At 56.1% G+C, this 18152-nt stretch carries 16 protein-coding genes; 4 read left to right on the top strand and 12 right to left on the bottom strand.

What is annotated here, in order from left to right:
- A partial coding sequence (locus IBT47_RS02270) for a hypothetical protein (protein WP_200558989.1) occupies positions 1-831 on the top strand: 831 nt, incomplete at its 5' end.
- A 211-nt stretch (positions 832-1042) separates the two neighbouring features.
- Positions 1043-1999, top strand: coding sequence for a LysR family transcriptional regulator (locus IBT47_RS02275; RefSeq protein WP_200558990.1), 957 nt, complete (start codon positions 1043-1045; stop codon positions 1997-1999).
- Here IBT47_RS02275 and IBT47_RS02280 read toward each other — a convergent pair.
- Both IBT47_RS02280 and IBT47_RS02285 read right to left on the bottom strand, forming a co-directional pair.
- The gene (locus tag IBT47_RS02280; protein WP_200558991.1) at positions 1914-3017 is read right to left on the bottom strand and encodes a glycosyltransferase family 9 protein; all 1104 of its coding nucleotides are present in this window, start codon (positions 3015-3017) and stop codon (positions 1914-1916) included. The genes IBT47_RS02275 and IBT47_RS02280 overlap by 86 nt on opposite strands.
- Positions 3018-3273: 256 nt before the next feature.
- Positions 3274-4491: an alpha/beta fold hydrolase gene (locus IBT47_RS02285; RefSeq protein ID WP_234471665.1), complete on the bottom strand. Its 1218-nt coding sequence runs from the start codon at positions 4489-4491 to the stop codon at positions 3274-3276.
- A gap of 169 nt (positions 4492-4660) precedes the next feature.
- Between IBT47_RS02285 and IBT47_RS02290 the strand changes: the two genes are divergently transcribed.
- Positions 4661-5548, top strand: coding sequence for a LysR family transcriptional regulator (locus IBT47_RS02290; RefSeq protein ID WP_200558993.1), 888 nt, complete (start codon positions 4661-4663; stop codon positions 5546-5548).
- Positions 5549-5717: 169 nt separating this feature from the next.
- The gene (locus IBT47_RS02295) at positions 5718-6737 is read left to right on the top strand and encodes a S9 family peptidase (protein ID WP_200558994.1); all 1020 of its coding nucleotides are present in this window, start codon (positions 5718-5720) and stop codon (positions 6735-6737) included.
- Between the two features lie 251 nt (positions 6738-6988).
- On the opposite strand, the gene IBT47_RS02300 is transcribed toward IBT47_RS02295, so the two are convergent.
- From IBT47_RS02300 to IBT47_RS02345, 10 genes are all read right to left on the bottom strand, one after another.
- On the bottom strand, positions 6989-7942 hold the full coding sequence (locus IBT47_RS02300; protein ID WP_200558995.1) for an oligopeptide/dipeptide ABC transporter ATP-binding protein: 954 nt from the start codon (positions 7940-7942) through the stop codon (positions 6989-6991).
- Complete coding sequence (locus tag IBT47_RS02305) at positions 7935-8921, bottom strand: ABC transporter ATP-binding protein (RefSeq protein ID WP_200558996.1); 987 nt, start codon at positions 8919-8921, stop codon at positions 7935-7937. Before IBT47_RS02305 ends, IBT47_RS02300 begins: the two co-directional genes overlap by 8 nt.
- Positions 8921-9814: a D,D-dipeptide ABC transporter permease gene (gene ddpC / locus IBT47_RS02310; protein ID WP_105591715.1), complete on the bottom strand. Its 894-nt coding sequence runs from the start codon at positions 9812-9814 to the stop codon at positions 8921-8923. The genes IBT47_RS02305 and ddpC overlap by 1 nt, the downstream gene beginning before the upstream one ends.
- A 3-nt stretch (positions 9815-9817) precedes the next feature.
- Positions 9818-10834 carry an ABC transporter permease gene (locus tag IBT47_RS02315; protein WP_200558997.1) on the bottom strand — a complete coding sequence of 339 codons (1017 nt, stop codon included), beginning with the start codon at positions 10832-10834 and terminating at the stop codon, positions 9818-9820.
- A gap of 56 nt (positions 10835-10890) precedes the next feature.
- The gene (locus IBT47_RS02320) at positions 10891-12450 is read right to left on the bottom strand and encodes an ABC transporter substrate-binding protein (RefSeq protein ID WP_200558998.1); all 1560 of its coding nucleotides are present in this window, start codon (positions 12448-12450) and stop codon (positions 10891-10893) included.
- Positions 12447-13031, bottom strand: coding sequence for a D-alanyl-D-alanine dipeptidase (gene ddpX / locus IBT47_RS02325; protein WP_200558999.1), 585 nt, complete (start codon positions 13029-13031; stop codon positions 12447-12449). Before ddpX ends, IBT47_RS02320 begins: the two co-directional genes overlap by 4 nt.
- 16 nt (positions 13032-13047) lie before the next feature.
- Positions 13048-13914 carry a MurR/RpiR family transcriptional regulator gene (locus IBT47_RS02330; RefSeq protein ID WP_200544971.1) on the bottom strand — a complete coding sequence of 289 codons (867 nt, stop codon included), beginning with the start codon at positions 13912-13914 and terminating at the stop codon, positions 13048-13050.
- A 442-nt stretch (positions 13915-14356) separates the two neighbouring features.
- The gene (locus IBT47_RS02335) at positions 14357-15697 is read right to left on the bottom strand and encodes an LLM class flavin-dependent oxidoreductase (RefSeq protein WP_200544970.1); all 1341 of its coding nucleotides are present in this window, start codon (positions 15695-15697) and stop codon (positions 14357-14359) included.
- Between the two features lie 17 nt (positions 15698-15714).
- Positions 15715-17313, bottom strand: coding sequence for an ABC transporter ATP-binding protein (locus tag IBT47_RS02340; protein WP_200559000.1), 1599 nt, complete (start codon positions 17311-17313; stop codon positions 15715-15717).
- Positions 17310-18149, bottom strand: a complete 840-nt coding sequence (locus IBT47_RS02345; protein WP_234471666.1) for an ABC transporter permease — start codon at positions 18147-18149, stop codon at positions 17310-17312. Before IBT47_RS02345 ends, IBT47_RS02340 begins: the two co-directional genes overlap by 4 nt.
- Between the last annotated feature and the right edge of the window lie 3 nt (positions 18150-18152).

The raw sequence follows: 18152 nt of genomic DNA on the forward strand, positions 1-18152 counted from the left end.
TATCGTGAACTTATTAACCGCTTTGGTTCACACAAAGACGGCGCTATTCAGTTACGCGTGGCCCGCTCGATGCTCAATCTGGCAATTGCGGTTGGCGGTGAAGAAGAACGTGAGGGCTATCGCGAACTGATAAATCGGTTTGGTTCACATGTAAACAGTATTTTTGAGTTGGAAGTTGCCCAGGCGATGTTTAACCTTGCTCTTGAATCTCAGGGTGAGGAGGAGCGTCAAGGTTATCGAGAGCTTATCAACCGCTTTGGTTCACACAAAGATGATACTATTCAGTTACAGGTTGTCCGGGCGATGTTGAACCTTGCTCTTGAATCTCAGGGGGAGGAGGAACGTCAGGGATACCGAGAAATTATCAACCGCTTTGGATCACACAAAGACGACGCTATTCAGCTACGGGTTGCCCGGTCAATGTACAATCTTGCGGTTGGTGCTGAAGGTGAAGAGAAGCGTCAGGGATTCCAAGAGATTATCGAACGCTTTAGTCAAAATAAAGACGATGCGATTCAGTTAATGGTTGCCCGTTCTATGCTTGGTTTAGTTTTTGAATCAAACGCTGAAGACGAAGAAAAAGCATGTGGCGACATAATAAAAAGATTTAGTGATTCTGATAACGAAGAGATTTTAATCGTTGTTGCTAGGGCACAAATTTTTCTTGCCAACTTACTTTCAAAGAAAAATAAAACCCGAGAGGCTGGAGCAATAATCCATTCGTTCCATGAGCTGGGTAGATTAATTGGTGAGACTGATGAATATAAAAAATTGAAAGAAAGAGCTACGTTCATCGAAGAGCTAAGCAACAGCGAAAAAAATAAGTCGTAAGGCCATTTAAATTAATAGCCACCTTATAAGGTGGCTGGATGGATAAATTAACCGGAGATTTTATTCCGGGCTGGCTTAAAGGGCAAAGATGACTCGCTACATCGGGGCAGACAGCAGAATGATTGCAGAGTCTTGCCTTTACCAGATTATATAGCCCGCAATAATAGATGTTTACCGTCCCCTCAAGCCGTTAATCAGGATCAACATCGTTATGGAGCGCATTGATTTCGCAGACCTTCAGGTTTTTCTGACCGTGCTGCGCTGCCGCAGCTTTAAGCTGGCGGCGATTGAGCTGGGTTTGACCTCTTCGGCGGTCAGCCATGCAATACGGCGGCTGGAAGCGCGCCTGGATGCCCGCCTGCTTAACCGCACCAGCCGGGCGGTATCATCAACGGCGTTAGGTCAGCAGCTCGCTGAAAAACTGGGTGAGGGATTTGACACCATTTCTGCCGCGATTGAAACACTGGATGCGCCCGGCCGTAACAGTTTCGGTGCCCTGCGCGTTAACGTTTTTGCCGATGCGGCCAGGCTGCTGGTTGCTCCTGCCTTACCGATATTCTCCGAACGCTTCCCGCAGGTCAGGCTCAGCATTGTGGTGGAGGACAGGCCGGTCGATATCACCGCCGAAGGCTTTGATGCCGGTATGCGCTACGGTCATCTGGTGCCGGAGGATATGGTCGCCGTGCCGCTTACCGGTGCGCAGCGCTGGATCGTGGTTGGTTCTCCGCAGTACGTTGAGCAATACGGCGTGCCCGCATCACCGGCAGATCTGGTAAAACACCGCTGCATCCAGCTATTACTGGGGAATAACGCGCGTTATCGCTGGGAATTTGATTCACCTGAAGGCGGCATCAGTATCAATGTTCCGGGCCATATCACCATCAAGGATACGGAAACCACAATTTCGGCAGCCAAAGCCGGTACAGGTCTGGCCTATGTGCTGGAATCGCGCGTGAGTGACGAGCTTGCTGCGGGTGCGCTGGTGAATGTCATGCCCGCACACTCATCTTATGGCGAGCCTTTTCATATTTACTACAGCAGCAGGCGATACGTTCATCCGGCCCTGCGAGAATTTATCAATATCATTCGTTCACAGCATGGCCTGCAGGCACTTCCCGATCTTCATGAGGCAGGCCAAGGCGCGTCAGCAGGCTCCGTAAGGCCATAGAGAACTCATCGAGATTGAGATCGTTAATGTGATTTCCAACGACGATCGTTTCCGCGATATCCTGCATGGCCGGCCAGCGCGTTTTATAATTGGCGTAAATGGCAAGGGTCGGTATATTAAACGCGCTGGCAATATGTAATATCGACGTGTCCGGCGTGATGACGATAAACGCGTCTTTAATCACCGCAGCGGAGCGTTTTATGGATGGTGCCAGGTTCAGGCGATAAACATGATCGCACATCTGTTCTAATTCAATGGCGGTATTCATTCCTTTAGGACTGTGGACAATTACCACCGGAATTTTTAGCTGCTGCCTGATTAATACTATTATTTTTTTAATCATTGCCGCTGAAAAAGTCCGTTCATCAACGCTGCCTTCAAAATTGAGTGCAACATATTTTCCCGCATAATCGAGGTCTTCCCGCACTTCATTTTGCACATCCTCACCCAGAGGAAATTCGAATTGGGGCCGCACCAGAGGAAATCCGGCTTCGCGCATCATAATTGACCATGTTAACGGCACCGGTGCGCGAAAAATCTGATCCATTCTGGACGGGATTTTGCATGCTGGCGAAAAGCATTTCAGGGATAATCCCACCACCTGAAAGTTAGTTTTAGCCTTCAGGTTTTTTATGAAACACATTGTTTTAAAATTGTTTTTCCGCATCGCTTCAACGCAGAGATCGGGTGTGCCAAACGCTTTACGTATCTCCAGCGCTACCGCCTTCACTTCCGCCAGGCCTGCGTTATCCTGAAAGGTCATCTCAATCACGGTGAGCCTGGTCGAAGCTAAAATCAGATCGTCAAAGACCGTTTTGTTCAGCGTGGATGCTACAATAATAAGATGGTCGACTTTTTGCCTTTCCAGCGAACGTATCACCGGAAAAATTGACATCGCATCTCCGATTTGATCTGGAATATGAATAACGGCCAGACTGACTTTTTCCGGATTAATATGAGTGGCTTTATAGTCATAGGGACTGAATGCAATGCGCCTTAATAGATATTTCCAGGACATGCTTCAGGCCTCACTTTTCGTTAGTTATTAAAAATGGGCGAATTTTAGCAGCGGTATGTCGGTAAGTATAGGATGCAGGATGGCAATCATGTAAAGAATGATGTTGAGACGTAATTAATCATGTTTTATTCATTCTGCACTGATTAAAATAACGATAATATGGATTTTTTATGATTAACGTATTTTTAAATACTTATTTTGCGTTATTCATACTCAGAGGTCGCGGTACATGGTGTACCGCGACTGGCCGTTAGGATCAATCCTTCGGGTGCAGAGATAAAAATGCGGCAATAGCGTCGGTCACCGCTTCAGCTGACTCAAGCGTGGGATGGTGCCCCGTTTCGGGTAACAGTTGCAGCGTTGAGTCGGGTATCGCTTGCGCCATCTCATGGCTTAACTCAGGTGGTGTAGCCCGATCGCTTTCACCGCTGATAATCAGTGTGGGCACGGTAATCATCGGCAGCAGCGCCCGGATATCGCCTCGGGTGAATACGGCGGCATCGAGCGCAAGTGCCAGTCCGGTTCGGTTATGGCTCAGCATCACGGCGCGTTCACGCAGGGCCTCATCCGGACGATCTGCAAGCCAGCGCTCTCCGTTAAGCCGGTGCTGAATATCCCTGAACAGCGATTCACGCGACTCATCGCTGCCGTTGCGTATCACCTCACGCTGCGCTTTCCAGCTATCGAGCCGTTCCGGGAACTCAGCCCTGGCGCTGGTGCCGATCAAAACCAGTCCCGATACGCACTCCGGCTCCCGCGCTGCCAGTCGTATTCCCACCATCCCGCCCTGGCTCTGTCCCACAAACGTCACTTTGCCTAACGACAGCTCACGGATCATTAACGCCAGGTCGCTGCTGATATCATCCAGCGTCCAGCCATCGGGGCGGTAGCCGCTCTGCCCGTGGCCAGGCATATCCAGCACAATGCAGCGATGTGTCTGACTGAGTACGCGGACCTGTGCCGCAAAGACATCGCGATCAACCAGCAGCCCGTGAGCAAACAGCAGGGTAGGGCCTTCACCGCAGTCGAGGTAGCGATAGAGAGTGCCGTTAATTCTGACCTGCTGATTGTGCCAGCTGTCATTGGCATCAAAAGCACGCTGTAGCAGTGCTGAATCTTCATATATCTGATAGCGGGTAATTTTCGAATTTTCGACGGTGAAATGAATAATCATATCGCTACCGATGGTATTACCGCTGCTTAACACCGTATGTCGAAAGCGACCGATAGCCAGCACGCTGCCGTTGTGTTCAATAAGTTCGTTGATGGCAAAGACCTTTGGCTTGAAGTTTTCAGGAAAGCGCTCCAGCCAGTTTTTGACCTCTTTCTGCCCGCACAGCAGACCGGTGGTAGAAACGCTCGGATCGCCGTCGATATGCCAGACAACGTTCTCATCCAGCAGGGCGATAGCGTCCGCGATATTGCCTCTGGCAAATGCGGCGAAATAGCGTTTGACAACTTCAGTGGCAGTCAAATTTGATGTGCTTAGGTTATTTTCCTGTGCCATATAAAAACCCTCTTTATCTTTAAATCATTAGGTTACGTATCATTTCAGGCAGTATAGTTATGGCGGATTTGGGAAAAAACAGACAAAACAGGACAATCATTTTCCAATAATAGAAAACGGTAACGGGGAATTTACTGTGGACTGGAACGATTTGCGCTTCTTTCTTACCGTCGCGCGTACGCAAAGTTTAACGAAAACGGCGGCCGCGCTAAGGGTCAGTCAGTCAACCGTAGCAAGAAGAATTAATGCGCTGGAAGGCAGCCTGAAAACCCGTCTGTTTGTTCATCATCAGACCGGCTACTTCTTAACGGATGCCGGGCAGGACGTGCTGCACTATGCCGAAGAAGTGGAAGGAAAAATCCTGGCGCTGGAGAGTCATATTTCCGGCACGGATATGCGCCCGGCGGGAAAGGTCAGGCTGGCAACGGCAATGACGCTGGCCAGCCATTTGATTATTCCTGCGCTGCCGCGATTCAATGCAAGATATCCCGATATCGTGCTGGAAGTGATAACCGGGATAAATACCGTCTCGATGTCCCGGCACGATGCTGATATCGCACTCCGCCTGGTGCGGCCGGAACAGCAGTCGCTGAAAATTCGTAAAGTGGGCCGCATTGATTCGGCGGTGTACGGTTCGAAAACGTACCTCGAAAGGCATCCGGCCCCTGACGATCTTCCGCTACAGGGAAGGGGGGTTATCACCTGGGAGCCTGCCTACGGGCATCTTCCCTCGGCGAGATGGTTAGCTGAAAATTACCCGAATGCGCCTTCCGTAATGGTGACAACCAGTCTGGTGGCACAGCTGGCTGCGGTAAAAGCGGGCCTGGGCCTGGCCGTATTGCCTGGTTTTATTGCCGCGCAGGAGAGCGAACTGAGAATAGCGATCCCTGCCGATTGCGTCTTTAGTGAAGATCTGTGGCTGGTGACGCATGCCGAGCTGACCGCATCGGCACGGGTCAGAGCAGTGGCGGATTTTCTGGTGGAGATTGTAGCCGAGGCGGGTTTGCGGTTATCCAGCCGTTAAAGATACCGGCACTGACCCTGCATTTTGAGGATCGTGAACGATCCTGCTAGTGTTATATCCAGTTTATTACGAAACCCGCAGTCGGGAAGCTCATCGCTGGCTACGGAACGACTTGAAAAGTATCCGGTCGGCACGGATGTGAAAGGATGATATGTCTCGCGGAAAATGGATGTTGAGAATTGTTCTCCCGTTCATCGCATTGCTAATGGTGATGATAATAGCGGTACTGAGCAGGCTTCAGGCATTTGAACTGCCCGATTCTGCCTGGCAGCGTCATGTTGTTTTCAGCCAGGGCGCAGACCGGCTGGAAGGAACGCTGCTGTTGCCGGATGGCATATCTTCACCGCCGGTGGTTCTGCTGGTTCATGGGGATGGTGCGCAGGATCGCTGGTCGGCCGGGGGCTATCTGCCGCTGGTGAATTATCTGCTCTCGCAGGGGATCGCGGTTTTCTCCTGGGATAAACCTGGCGTAGGTAGCAGCAGCGGTAACTGGCTGGCGCAAACCATGGCCGACCGTGCCGATGAAGCCACGCGGGCGCTGGAAAAGTTGAAAGCGCTTCCCGAATTGCAAAATAGTTCCCTGGGCTTTCTGGGATTTTCCCAGGCTGGCTGGGTTGTACCGCGCGCCAGTCGCCAGAGCCGCGCGGATTTTGCCGTGCTGATTGGGGCCGCGATTAACTGGCGTAGCCAGGGCTTTTATTTTATGCGGCAAAGGCTGCTGTCGGAAGGCGTGCCTGACGGTGAAATAGCGAAAGCGCTGGCCGATGAAACAGAAGCTTTCGATAAACAGTATTCACGCCAGGCAGTCGATCGTCCCTGCCTTTCTCACTGTAACCGGCAGGATTTTGAGCGACGGAATGCGCTGGCGGATGCTCGTGAGGATATCCGCCAGATGACCACGCCAGTTCAGCTTTTGATGGGTGAAGCGGACCGAAATGTTGATTCCGATGAGTCCGTCGAACGGTGGAAAGAATCGCTGCCGGCGAATACGCCGAGATGCCTGCGGCAGGTGAGCGGGGCGACTCATGGATTGCTGCGGAGTGCGCTGTTCGACTATCAGCTGACGTCGCAGTGGCCCTTGTGGAAGCAGGGGGCTTTTTTGATGCTCGGACAGAAAGCCTATGCCCCGGGAGTGCTGCCAGGTGTGGCGGACTGGATTCACCGGCAGCGGTGCTATGTTGAGTCGTAACCAGTTGGCGTTTAAGGAACTGCGCCAGTTTCAGCCTTTTAATTCCTGCTTAGCTGGTGCATGTTTTGCCAATCTTCATTTAGGTCTCTCTGTTACATAGGTTTGCTGATTGGTTTGATGCGCATATTGTATGTTGTAACTATTTTGATCAATATGGTGCTCTTTTAACCTCGCTGAACGGTGGGACGGGAAGTGTGACGAGGTGCACTACGTCCTCCCCGGGCGACATTCCCCGGGGAAAACGATTGGATTTACTGCAACGATGTTGACTCCCCCGCCTGCCAGCACCTGACGGAATGACCGTTGGCCAACTTTCGCAGCGGCTGCACTTCACTGCACCGGGCTGTCGCATAAGGGCAGCGTTCGCGGAAATAACAGCCCGCAGGTAGCTGACGATTTCCCGGCAGTTCCGTATTGCTCGGAGCGCCATCCAGCGGAGCACCGATGCGCGGCACCGACTCCATCAGCAGTCGCGTATACGGATGCTGCGGCGCATCCAGCACCTGGCGCGTTTCGCCAATCTCGACGATTTGCCCCAGATACATCACCGCCACGCGGTCGCTCATATGGCGAACCACAGACACGTTATGGGAAATCAGCACGTAGGTGAGGTTTTGCTGCTGTTGTAATGAAACCAGCAGATTAAGGATCTGCGCCTGCACGGAAATATCGAGCGCGGAAGTGGGTTCATCCAGCACCATAATGTCCGGCTGCCCGGAAAGCGCGCGGGCAATGGCGATACGCTGCCGCTGGCCGCCGGAAAAGGCGTGGGGCGGGCGGTCAAGATACTCGGGCCGAATACCGACCTTCGCGGCCAGCGACTCCGCGAGCTGACGGCGGGCCTTTTCATCGCTACGCGACTGTATCCACACCGGTTCTGTAATAATTCGCCACACCGGCAGTCGCGGATCGAGGGAGGAGAGCGGGTCCTGGAAGACCATCTGCATACCCCGTCCCAGCCACGAATTTGGCGATCGGGCCAGCTCCAGTTTCCCCGAAGTCGGTTTCAGCATGCCCATCAGCAGCTTCGCCAGGGTACTTTTTCCGCAGCCGGACTCGCCGACGATGCCCAGCGTTTCGCCGCGATGGACCACCATATCCAGACCGTTAAGCGCATGAACGCGCTCGGTGACTTTCCCCCGCCAGTTGGTTCTGGCCGGGAAATTAACGTGGACGTCATTCAGTTCGAGCAGGGATTCAGACATTTACCGCCTCCTTTTGCGGATACCAGCAGGCCACCTGCCGGTCGACACTGCCAGCAGTACGCAGTAACGGTGCTTTACCGCAGGCATCACCCGCTGCAAAACAGCGCTCGCGGAAGGCGCAGCCCGTCGGAAGGCTGGCCAAATTAGGCACGGTGCCGGGAATCGAGGCCAGTTCCGCGCGGGGTTCGGCGCTGTCCGGTGAGCATTCCAGCAGCCCGGCAGAGTAGGGATGCGACGGCTGGGTCAGAACGCTGGCCGTACTGCCGCTTTCGATCACCGAACCGGCATACATCACATAAATCCGGTCGCAAACCTGAGAGACCACCGCCATATCGTGGCTGATAAACAGCACGGCGGTGCCGGTGGCGGCGGCTTTTTCTTTCAACAGCCTCAGCACCTGGCGCTGAACCGTCACATCCAGCGCCGTTGTCGGCTCATCGGCAATCAGCAGGTCCGGCTCGCAGGAGAAGGCCAGCGCGATCATCACCCGCTGCCGCATCCCGCCGGACAGTTCAAACGGATAGCGTTGCATCACATTATGCGGGTCAGCAATCTGCATATCTTTCAGCAGCGCTTCGGCACGCTCGCGGGCCTGGCTGACCGACAGCGGCCTATGCTGACGCAGCACATCCACCATCTGTTTGCCAATGCGGCGGGTCGGATTCAGCGCGGTCATCGGCTCCTGAAAAATCATCGCCACCCTGTTGCCGCGCATCTGCCGCATCTCCGCTTCGCTGGCGCTGAGCACGTCTTTTCCTGCGACTTCCAGCCTGCCGCTGTTCACCCGATAGGTATGCCGGGGGATCAACTGCATGGACAACATGGCGGTAACGGACTTGCCGGAGCCGGACTCACCGACAACGCCGACAATTTCTCCGCGGTTGATATGCATCGATACGTTGTTCAGTACGCTCACTTCCCCCTGGTACACCGGAAAACTGAGGCGAAGATTTTCAATGGTCAGTATTCTGTCCTGCATCAGTTACGTCCTCCGGCTTTCGGGTCGAGTAAATCCTGAATGCCGTCGCCAAACAGGTTAAATCCGACGGCAGTAATCAAAATGGCCGCACCCGGGAAGGTGCAGTACCACCACTGGTCGAGTACATAGTTGCGGCCGATAGCGACCATCGCGCCCCACTCTGCGGTCGGCTGCTGGGCACCCAGGCCGATAAAGCCCAGCGTAGCCGCCATCAGAATTGCGCTGCCCACATCAAGGGAAGCCTGCACCACAAGCGGAGGCAGCGCATTACGCAGAATATGCCAGCTGATCAAATGCCAGCGCGAAGCGCCAAAGGTACGGGAAGCCTCAACAAAGGTGTGCTGCTTAACAATCAGCGTCTGACCGCGGGCCAGCCGCACATAGAACGGGATGCGCACAATTGCAATCGCCAGCATAGCGTTGAACAGGCTCGGGCCGAGCGCGGCGGCCAGCGCCATGGTCAGCACCAGCGACGGAATCGACAGCATGATGTCCATCAGGCGCATAATAAAGGCATCGCTGTGGCCGCCGAGTACACCGGACAGGCAACCGAGCAGCGACCCGCTGATTCCCGCCACCAGAACGACAGCCAGACCGGCGGCAACGGACTGCTGGCTACCGATCAGCACCCGGCTGAACAGATCGCGGCCTACCTCATCAGTGCCGAACCAGTGCCCGGCCCCCGGCGGCAGCAGGCGTTCGGCGAGATTAATGGCGTTGGGGTCCTGCGGGACAAGCCATGGCGCAAAAATCATCAACAGAAGCATTAACACGATAATCGCGCCGCCCACCACCGTTAACGGACTCTGGCGAATCATCCACAGACGGCGTTTCCATGCCGAAGCGCGGGGCGTAGCCCGGGCAATGGCGGGCTGTTCCTGAGTTAACATCATCGGTTACGCTCCACGACCCATTCTCGGGTCAATCCACAGATAAAGAAGGTCGACCAGCAGGTTAACCAGCACGTAAGCAAAGGAAACCACGATGGCAAAGCCCATCACTGCCGGGAAATCCAGCGCCTGAATAGAAGAAACGACATAGGCCCCCATACCCGGCCAGGCAAATACCGTCTCGGTCAGTACGGCACCGTACAGCAGATCGCCGAGCGCCAGCCCCAGCACCGTCACCGACGGGATCAGCGCGTTAGGCAAGGCATAGCGCACCACGATAGTGAATTTACTCAGCCCGCTCGCTAATGCCGTACGCACGTAATCCTCGCTGAGCTGTTCCAGCATCGCCGAACGGATCTGGCGAGCCACGATGCCCAGATGCACAAAAGCCAGAGTGGTAGCGGGCAGGATCAGGTGAGTCAGTGCATTAACAAATGCCTCCATGTCGCCGCTGAGCAGGGAGTCAATCAGATAAAAACCGGTGACGTGAGCAGGAGGATCAAGCCAGTCGTCCAGCCTGCCGCCGCCGGGCAGCAGATTCAGCTTGCCGTAAAACAGCACGATAACACCCAGTCCGAGCCAGAATGCCGGTGTGGAAATACCCGTCAGCGCCAGCAGGCGCACCAGATGATCCAGCCAGCGGTTTTTATACACCGCAGAGAGTACGCCCAGCGGAACGCCGACCACCAGAGCAATCAGCAACGCACAGAGCGCCAGCTCAAGTGTGGCCGGGAAGAAGGTTTTCAAATCTTCCAGCACCGGGCGTCCGGTGCGGATCGACATCCCCAAATCGCCATGTAAAAGCTGTTCCACATAGCGGATAAACTGCTGCCAGAGCGGCAGGTTCAACCCCAGCTGTTCGCGAATATGCTGCACGATTTCATCGCTGGCCCGGTCCCCAGCCAGCAGTCGCGCCGGGTCGCCGGGGATCAGATGTGAAATAATAAACGTAATCACGCAAACGCCGGCGACAACCAGCAGCAGTCCCCAGCTTCGCTGCCGGATTAAACTCCAGAAACTCATATGGCTTCCTTAGCAGGCTCGAAACCGATCCTGCGGAATAAGGATGAATGAACGACTTACTTACTCATCTCGGAAATATTGAAGATCTGTTCCAGCATCGGATTAAAGACGTAGCCCTTAACGTTTTTATTCATCGCCACCTGGTAGTTCTTCTGGAATAAATAAACGTAGGCGGCTTCATCAATCACCACTTTCTGCGCGGCCTGATAGAACTGGGTGCGCTGTGCCTGGTCAGAGGTCGATACCGCCTGATTCAGCAGCGTATCCACCTGCGGATTGGCGTACCAGGAACGGTTGCCGGGCAGCCCTTTTTTATTCGATTCAAACCAGTAGTTCATAAACATATACGGGTCGGCGAAATCAGGGCTCCAGTTACCAATGGCAATGTCATAGTCCCCTTTGCCAATGCGTTCACGCATGGTGGCGTTAGCCAGTTTTTCCAGCTTCACGTTGATACCCAGCGACTGCAGATTGGCCTGCATTGACAGGGCAATTGGCTCCCAGTTCGGATCGTTATCGGAATAAAGGAACGACAGCGTTTTTGGTTTATCCGCCACCTTGCCGAACGCCTCTTTCGCTTTGGTTAAGTCCAGCGAATACTGCATGGCAGAGGCGTCATAGCTCCACATGCCCTCTGGTACTGGCCCGCGCATCTGTTTGCCGTTTCCGCCCAAAATGCCGTCAACCATGCCTTTATAGTCGGTCGCCCACGACACCGCACGGCGCAGATCCGGCTGATTTAACGGCGCTTTGGCATTGTTCAGATACAGATAGGTGACCCGCAGTGCCGGATAGTCATAAACCGCCACCTCACCCTGTTTTTTCAGGGCTGCGAACTGATCAACCGGCAGAGAGTCGGCAATATCTACATCGCCTTTCTCCAGTTGCAGACGACGCGCGGCGCTTTCGCTGATGATTTTCACCGAGACGCGTTTAAAGGCGGGCTTGCCACCCGCGAAATGTGGGTTCGGCACCAGCACCAGCTGCTGGCCTTTCTGCCAGCGCTGCAGCATATAGGCACCGGAACCGGCGGTGTGTTCGGCCAGATATGCCCGCGCATCGTCGCCCGCGTTCGCCTTGAGCACCGCCGGATTGATAATCGATGCGCCGTCGTTAGCCAGCGTGTACAGGAACGGAGCGAACTGATCCTTCATGGTAAAACGAACGGTCTGCGGATCGACCGCTTCCACTTTTAAATCCGCCGGAAACGCTTCGGACGGCCCCTGTTTAATCCGCATCAGTCGTTCAAAAGAGAGCTTCACTGCCTCAGCCGTAACCTCGCTGCCGTCAGCGAACTGAGCACCCTTATTTAGCGTAAAGGTCCACACCTTTCCGTCTTCGGAGCTTTTCCAGCTGGCGGCCAGATCGCCCTCCACGTCGGTCGAGCCTTTGCCGTTTTCGGTTTTGTACTTCACCAGGCGCTGATAGGCGGGGTAAGTCACGGTCCAGTCGTTATTATCAATGGTCACTGCCGGATCGAGCGTTTGCGGATCGGCCGCTTTGCCAATCACCAGCATATCCTTCGGAACGGCTGACATCGCCTGAGCTGAAACGGCTACCAGTGCCGCCAGTAAAAGTGGACGAAAATAACCTGATGCTGTGTACGTCTTGTTCATGGTAAGACTCCGTCAATCGGTGCGGGTGAAATACAGGAGAAAACATCATCAATAAGCGGATAAACCGACGCCTGCGGTAATTCAAAGTGCCACCATTCGGTCGCAATACCGGTAAAGCCCCCGCCGAACATCACCGCGTTAAGCAGCAGCCGGTTGCGCTGTGCAGCCTGCGCCAGTGCGGGATGGTAGGGATGGGATAATTCGTCCATTTCATCAAACCCGGTGCCCATATCCAGCGCGTGGCCATCGGCGTCCAGCAGCGTGACGTCAATTGCCGTCCCCCGGCTGTGGTTCGATCCCTGGCTCAGCGGCACTACGTAGTCCTGGTTGGGGCAGGCGCGCCACAGCAGCTCCTGGGCTTTCTGCGGGCGATAGGCGTCCAGCACCAGCAGGGTGAAGCCCGCCAGGCGGGCGATGTCGATACTCTTTTCCAGCGCCTTAACCGCATCAGCATGCAGCAGGCACAGCGCAGTGCTGTAAATCTGCTGGCCGGTGATGTTGTCGGCCGTGGCATATTTCATATCGAACTTCAGCTGAGGAAACTGCTCAGCAATGTCGATAAGGTGTGTCTCGCGAATCATGCTTTAATCCCTGCTTTTAACGTTCAAACTGACCAAATTCCTGCTGTAGCAGGCGGTTTTGGGCCAGACGAGCCGACAGTGTTGGCCCAAGCTGTTCCACCACGGCAGAAAGGAGAAGGTTATACAGGCAGCTCACCGGTGCGAGAGAGTCCCAGAAGCTGCCGGTATCGGTTTTTACCTGAAGCACATCGGCCTGATAGTCACGCGCCCAGGGGCACCACATGTCGGTGACCAGTGCCATGGCCACGCCGCGCTCGGCGGCCACCCGGCAAAACTGCCGCGCCACGGTGGAGTAGGCGCGGGTATCGGTCAGCACCACGTAAGGCTTTTCATATTCGGAGTTGAGTGATTCAAGCCAGCTACCCGAACTGCCTTCGGCATAGCTCACGCGCGGCCGCAGATATTCCAGATGGCTGAAAAAGGTATTGGCGATGCCTCGTGTCGACTGGATACCCAGGATCACCACGGCATCCGCCTGGGCAATCTGTTTGCTGACCGCCCTAAACGTGTCGGTTTGCGCCAGCTGATAGACGTAGCGAATGGCTTCCAGCTCCATATGCAGCGACTGATTCACCCGGTCGGGCAGAGCCTGCTGCTGCTCCCAGGAGTCGAGCCGGTCGATCACCCCCCAGTGTTTGTAGACCTGGCTTGGCGCTTCACGCAGCTGGCTTTTTACGTCTTCCAGATTACGGAATCCCATTTTGCGCAGATACCGCCCCACCGTGATGCCGCTGGTGCCGGTGGCCTGGGCGATGCTGTCAGCCGTCTCAAACGGGATCTGTTCCCGGTTGCTTAGCAGCCAGGAGCTGATGCGTTTTTCGCTCGGCGTCTGGCTACTCCAGGCGGCTTCAATCAGGGTGAACAGTTTGTTCTTCGCGCTCATCGTGTTTCCGTGTTAGTTCGCTGTCATTGAACTCTTTACTGACATGAAGCTAACAAAGCACGATGTATGCCATCTTTGTGGGGTTATTTTTTATTGATAAAAATCATGTTGTTACATCGACTATTTTCGAGACAGGCATTTTCGGGCGTTTAGCCGTCAGAAAATGCAGCAGTGCAACACGGGTGACAATTGCATCACATCAGTGCAACACGTGAGAAAAGGATGCCAAATCAACGGGCGTTAAATGGATAATATTTAAACAAATGACAGAAGAAGGAGGAGGATTGATCGGGAGCGAAAGGCGCCGTCGGTCGATACCCGACGCGGTGGGATAACGCCGGCAGCAGCCTTGATACAGACGATGACTGTATTCCGGTGTGAATGCTTGCCTGTCTTGCCCGGCGAATGCGATCTGCCGGGCAACGGGGAAGAAGGCGTCAGATCAGGCGCTCAGCGCCTGCTGCTCCTGCACAGCAAACTGATTTTCCGGTTCGCTCAGCCCAAGGTTTTCACGCAGCGTATTACCCTCGTACTCGGTGCGATACAGTCCGCGCTGCTGCAGGATCGGAATCACCTGCTCAACAAAATCATCAAAGGCGGTCGGCGTGCCGCCGCGCACGATAAAGCCGTCCGCCGCACCGGAACGGAACCAGTGCTCCAGCCCGTCGGCAACCTGTTCCGCCGTGCCGAAGAATCCCGGCCTTGGCGTTGCCGCCTCCAGCGCCGTCTGACGCAGGGTCAGGCCACGCTCGCGGGCATCGCGCTTGATGGTGTCGGTGGTGCTGCGGAAACTGTTCTGGCCGAGATCGCCAATATCCGGGAACGGTTCATCCAGAGGATGCTGGCTGAAATCGTAGTGTTCGAAATAGCGCCCCAGATACTCCAGCGCTTTTTCCACCGTCACCAGCTGGGCGGTTTGCTGGTAGCGTTCCTCTGCCTGCGCCTCATCCTCGCCGATAATCACGCTGATCCCCTGGAACACGCGAATATCATCGGCGCTGCGGCCGCGTGCCACCAGCTGACGGCGCACGTCTTCACGGAACGCCCGCGCCAGCTCCGGCGTTTCCTGGCGGGTGTAGATGCCATCGGCCGTTTCGGCGGCAAAAGCCTTACCGGCATCCGACGCCCCGGCCTGGAAGATCACCGGACGGCCCTGCGGCGAACGCCCAACGTTAAGCGGCCCCTGCACGGAGAAGTAATGGCCCTTGTGGTTCAGGGTGTGCAGTTTGCTGGCGTCAAAGAATTCCCCCGTCTGCTTGTTGCGAACAAAGGCATCGGCCTCCCATGAATCCCACAGCCCCTTCGCCACCTGCAGGTACTCGCTGGCAATGCGATAGCGCTCGTCGTGTTCAGGATGACGATCGCGGGAGAAGTTCTTCGCCGAGCCTTCCAGCGGTGAAGTCACCACGTTCCAGCCCACCCGACCGCCGCTCAGCTGATCGAGGCTGGCAAACTGTCGCGCCACGGTAAACGGCTCGCTGTAGGAGGTGGATAACGTGGCAACCAGTCCGATTTTATTCGTCACCAGCGCCAGTGCGGAAAGCAGGGTGATCGGTTCGAAACGGTTGAGAAAATGCGGAATTGACTGGGCATTGATATACAGCCCGTCGGCGACAAACAGGAAATCGAATTTTGCCTGCTCCGCCTGTTTTGCCAGCTTCTGCACAAATTCAACGTTAATACTGGCATCGCTCTGCGCATCAGGATGACGCCATGCCGACATATTGCCGGAAGGCCCCTGAATAATCGCACCCAGACGCAGCTGGGATTGGGTCTGACTCATGATAGTGCTCCTTTATCTCAGGCAGCGCGGCCGGGCATCGCCGGCAGCGCATCAAGTAGCTGTTGCGTCCAGGGATGAACAGGGTGCTTAAACACCTGCTCCACATCCCCGCTTTCGACAATCCGCCCCTCTTTCATCACCAGCACCCGGTCGGCAAGATGGTGAATCACCCCCAGATCGTGGGAAATAAACAGCAGGGCGGTATGATGTTCAGTTTGCATATCGGCCAGCAGATCGAGGATCTGCGCCTGCACCGAGACATCCAGCGCGCTGACCGGCTCATCGGCTACCAGTAGCGCAGGGTTTGGCGCAAAGGCACGGGCAATCGCCACGCGCTGTCGCTGCCCGCCGGACAGTTCACGCGGATAGCGATGCAGTAATTTAGGGCTGAGGCTGACCTCATCCAGCAGCTGCAGCACGCGCTGACGACGTGCCGCTCCGACGATTTCGGCAGTATCCAGACTCTCGCCAATCAGCCGTTCAACGTTGTAGCGCGGGTCGAAGGAGCTGAGAGGGTCCTGCGCGATCAGCTGAAGCCCTGCGCGGCGGCTGCGGCGCAGTGTTTCCGGCTGTTGGCTCCAGCGCTCACCGGCAATATCAATGCTGCCGCGCTGCGGCTCACTCAGTCCGAGCAACAGCCGCGCCAGCGAACTTTTGCCCGAGCCGGATTCGCCCACCACGCCCAGCGTTTCACCGGCGCGCAGCTGGAAAGAGACGTTATTCACCACGTGGCGATCGCCGTAGTATTTATGTACGTTGCTGACGTTGACCAGCGGTTCACCGCTGACCGCCGGGCGGGGAGGCAGCGCCTGCGGGCGTTCGCTGGCGAGCCGGAAGCCGCGCGTCTGCGGCGTTGGAATGGCACGCAGCAGTCGGCGGGTCCACGGATGCTGTGGCGCGGTTAACACCTGTCGGGTTTCACCGCTTTCCACCACCTTGCCGTCACGCATCACCAGCACGCGATCGGCCAACTCGGCCACCACCGCCAGATCGTGACTAATCAGCAGCAGCGCCTGGCCGTTTTCCCGCCGCCGCCGGAGCAGCGTCAGGATCTGTTTTTGTACCGTCATATCCAGCGCGGTGGTCGGCTCATCGGCAATCAGCAGCGCGGGCTGCCCGGCCAGCGCGCAGGCGATCAGCACACGCTGGCGCAGCCCGCCGGAAAGCTGATGCGGGTAGACCGCCAGCCGCTGTTGCGCATCGGCCATGCCCGCTTCATGCAGCAGCTGCAAGCTGCGAGCCGGAATATCGCGGGGGGAAACCCGACCGCTGGCCGTCAGCGCGTCGGCCAGCTGTTGACCCACCGTTCGCAGCGGATCCAGCGAGACCAGTGCATCCTGCAGAACATAGCCAATCTCCCGGCCGCGCACCTGCCGCCAGTCGCGCTCGCGGTTTGCCAGCGCGGGCTGCCCCTGAATCGTGAAACGATCGGCCTCGATCGATGCGCCTTTTGCCTGAAGCCCCAGCAGCGCACGGGCGGTAACGGTTTTACCCGACCCCGACTCACCAACCAGCGCCACCGACTCACCCGGGTAAATGCTGAGGTCAAGCCCGTCAACTACCGTCTGAGCGCCAAAACGAATCGAGAGATTTTGAATATCGACAATCGCGGTCATCGCTGTTTTCCTTCAAATCGAGCCTGCCAGTGACGGCCAACGATACTCACCGCCACCACCGTCAGGGTTATCGCCACACCGGGCCAGACGCCGGTCCACCAGGCGTTACGCAGATAGTTACGCCCCTCGGCCAGCATCAGTCCCCATTCCGCCGTCGGCGGCTGTGGGCCCATACCAAGGAAACTTAATCCCGCCGTACCAATAATCGCCGTGCCGAGACCGAGGGTTGCCAGCGCCGGAACCTGAGCAATGGCGTGTGGCAGCACGTGCCGCCACACCAGCACCGGCCAGGGCTGGCCGAATGTACGTGCCTGTTCAACGTAGCCGGAGCGGGCAATCAGAAAGGTCTGCGCACGCACCACACGGGCAAAGCGGGGAACAGACGCCACGCCCAGCGCGATAATTAGATTCGTGGTTCCGGGACCGGTGAAAGCGATCAGCATCAGCGCCAGCAGCAGGTCGGGGAAAGCGGAGATCACATCCACCGTGCGGCCAATCACTTCATCCACCACGCCGCGCGCCAGCCCGGCCAGCAGGCCCAGCGCGGTGCCGACAACCACGGCCAGACCGATAGCCGCCACCGAAATCAGCAGGGAGTAGCGGCTGCCGTAAATCACCCTGCTGAGCAGATCACGACCCAGCTGATCGGTTCCCAACCAGTGCTGCCAGGACGGCGGCTGCATGGCGTTTAACGGATCGGCCAGCAGCGGATCGCCCGGAGCCAGCCAGGCGGGGAACGCGGCGGCCAGCGCCAGCACGGCAAGAAAAATAAAGGACAGCAGCAGAGCAAACGGAATGCGTCGCGGCAGGCGGGGGGTTATCAACATCGTAGACATGGC

It is taken from the genome of Erwinia sp. S43 (genome assembly GCF_016624745.1).
GTDB classification, from domain to species: Bacteria; Pseudomonadota; Gammaproteobacteria; order Enterobacterales; family Enterobacteriaceae; genus Erwinia; species Erwinia coffeiphila.

What these genes read in the sequence shown, in the direction of transcription:
- IBT47_RS02275 (WP_200558990.1), top strand. Translation starts at nt 1,043, where the DNA reads ATGGAGCGCATTGATTTCGCAGACCTTCAGGTTTTTCTGACCGTGCTG.
- IBT47_RS02280 (WP_200558991.1), bottom strand. Translation starts at nt 3,017, where the DNA reads ATGTCCTGGAAATATCTATTAAGGCGCATTGCATTCAGTCCCTATGAC.
- IBT47_RS02295 (WP_200558994.1), top strand. Translation starts at nt 5,718, where the DNA reads ATGTTGAGAATTGTTCTCCCGTTCATCGCATTGCTAATGGTGATGATA.
- IBT47_RS02300 (WP_200558995.1), bottom strand. Translation starts at nt 7,942, where the DNA reads ATGTCTGAATCCCTGCTCGAACTGAATGACGTCCACGTTAATTTCCCG.
- IBT47_RS02305 (WP_200558996.1), bottom strand. Translation starts at nt 8,921, where the DNA reads ATGCAGGACAGAATACTGACCATTGAAAATCTTCGCCTCAGTTTTCCG.
- ddpC (WP_105591715.1), bottom strand. Translation starts at nt 9,814, where the DNA reads ATGATGTTAACTCAGGAACAGCCCGCCATTGCCCGGGCTACGCCCCGC.
- IBT47_RS02315 (WP_200558997.1), bottom strand. Translation starts at nt 10,834, where the DNA reads ATGAGTTTCTGGAGTTTAATCCGGCAGCGAAGCTGGGGACTGCTGCTG.
- IBT47_RS02320 (WP_200558998.1), bottom strand. Translation starts at nt 12,450, where the DNA reads ATGAACAAGACGTACACAGCATCAGGTTATTTTCGTCCACTTTTACTG.
- ddpX (WP_200558999.1), bottom strand. Translation starts at nt 13,031, where the DNA reads ATGATTCGCGAGACACACCTTATCGACATTGCTGAGCAGTTTCCTCAG.
- IBT47_RS02330 (WP_200544971.1), bottom strand. Translation starts at nt 13,914, where the DNA reads ATGAGCGCGAAGAACAAACTGTTCACCCTGATTGAAGCCGCCTGGAGT.
- IBT47_RS02335 (WP_200544970.1), bottom strand. Translation starts at nt 15,697, where the DNA reads ATGAGTCAGACCCAATCCCAGCTGCGTCTGGGTGCGATTATTCAGGGG.
- IBT47_RS02340 (WP_200559000.1), bottom strand. Translation starts at nt 17,313, where the DNA reads ATGACCGCGATTGTCGATATTCAAAATCTCTCGATTCGTTTTGGCGCT.
- IBT47_RS02345 (WP_234471666.1), bottom strand. Translation starts at nt 18,149, where the DNA reads ATGTCTACGATGTTGATAACCCCCCGCCTGCCGCGACGCATTCCGTTT.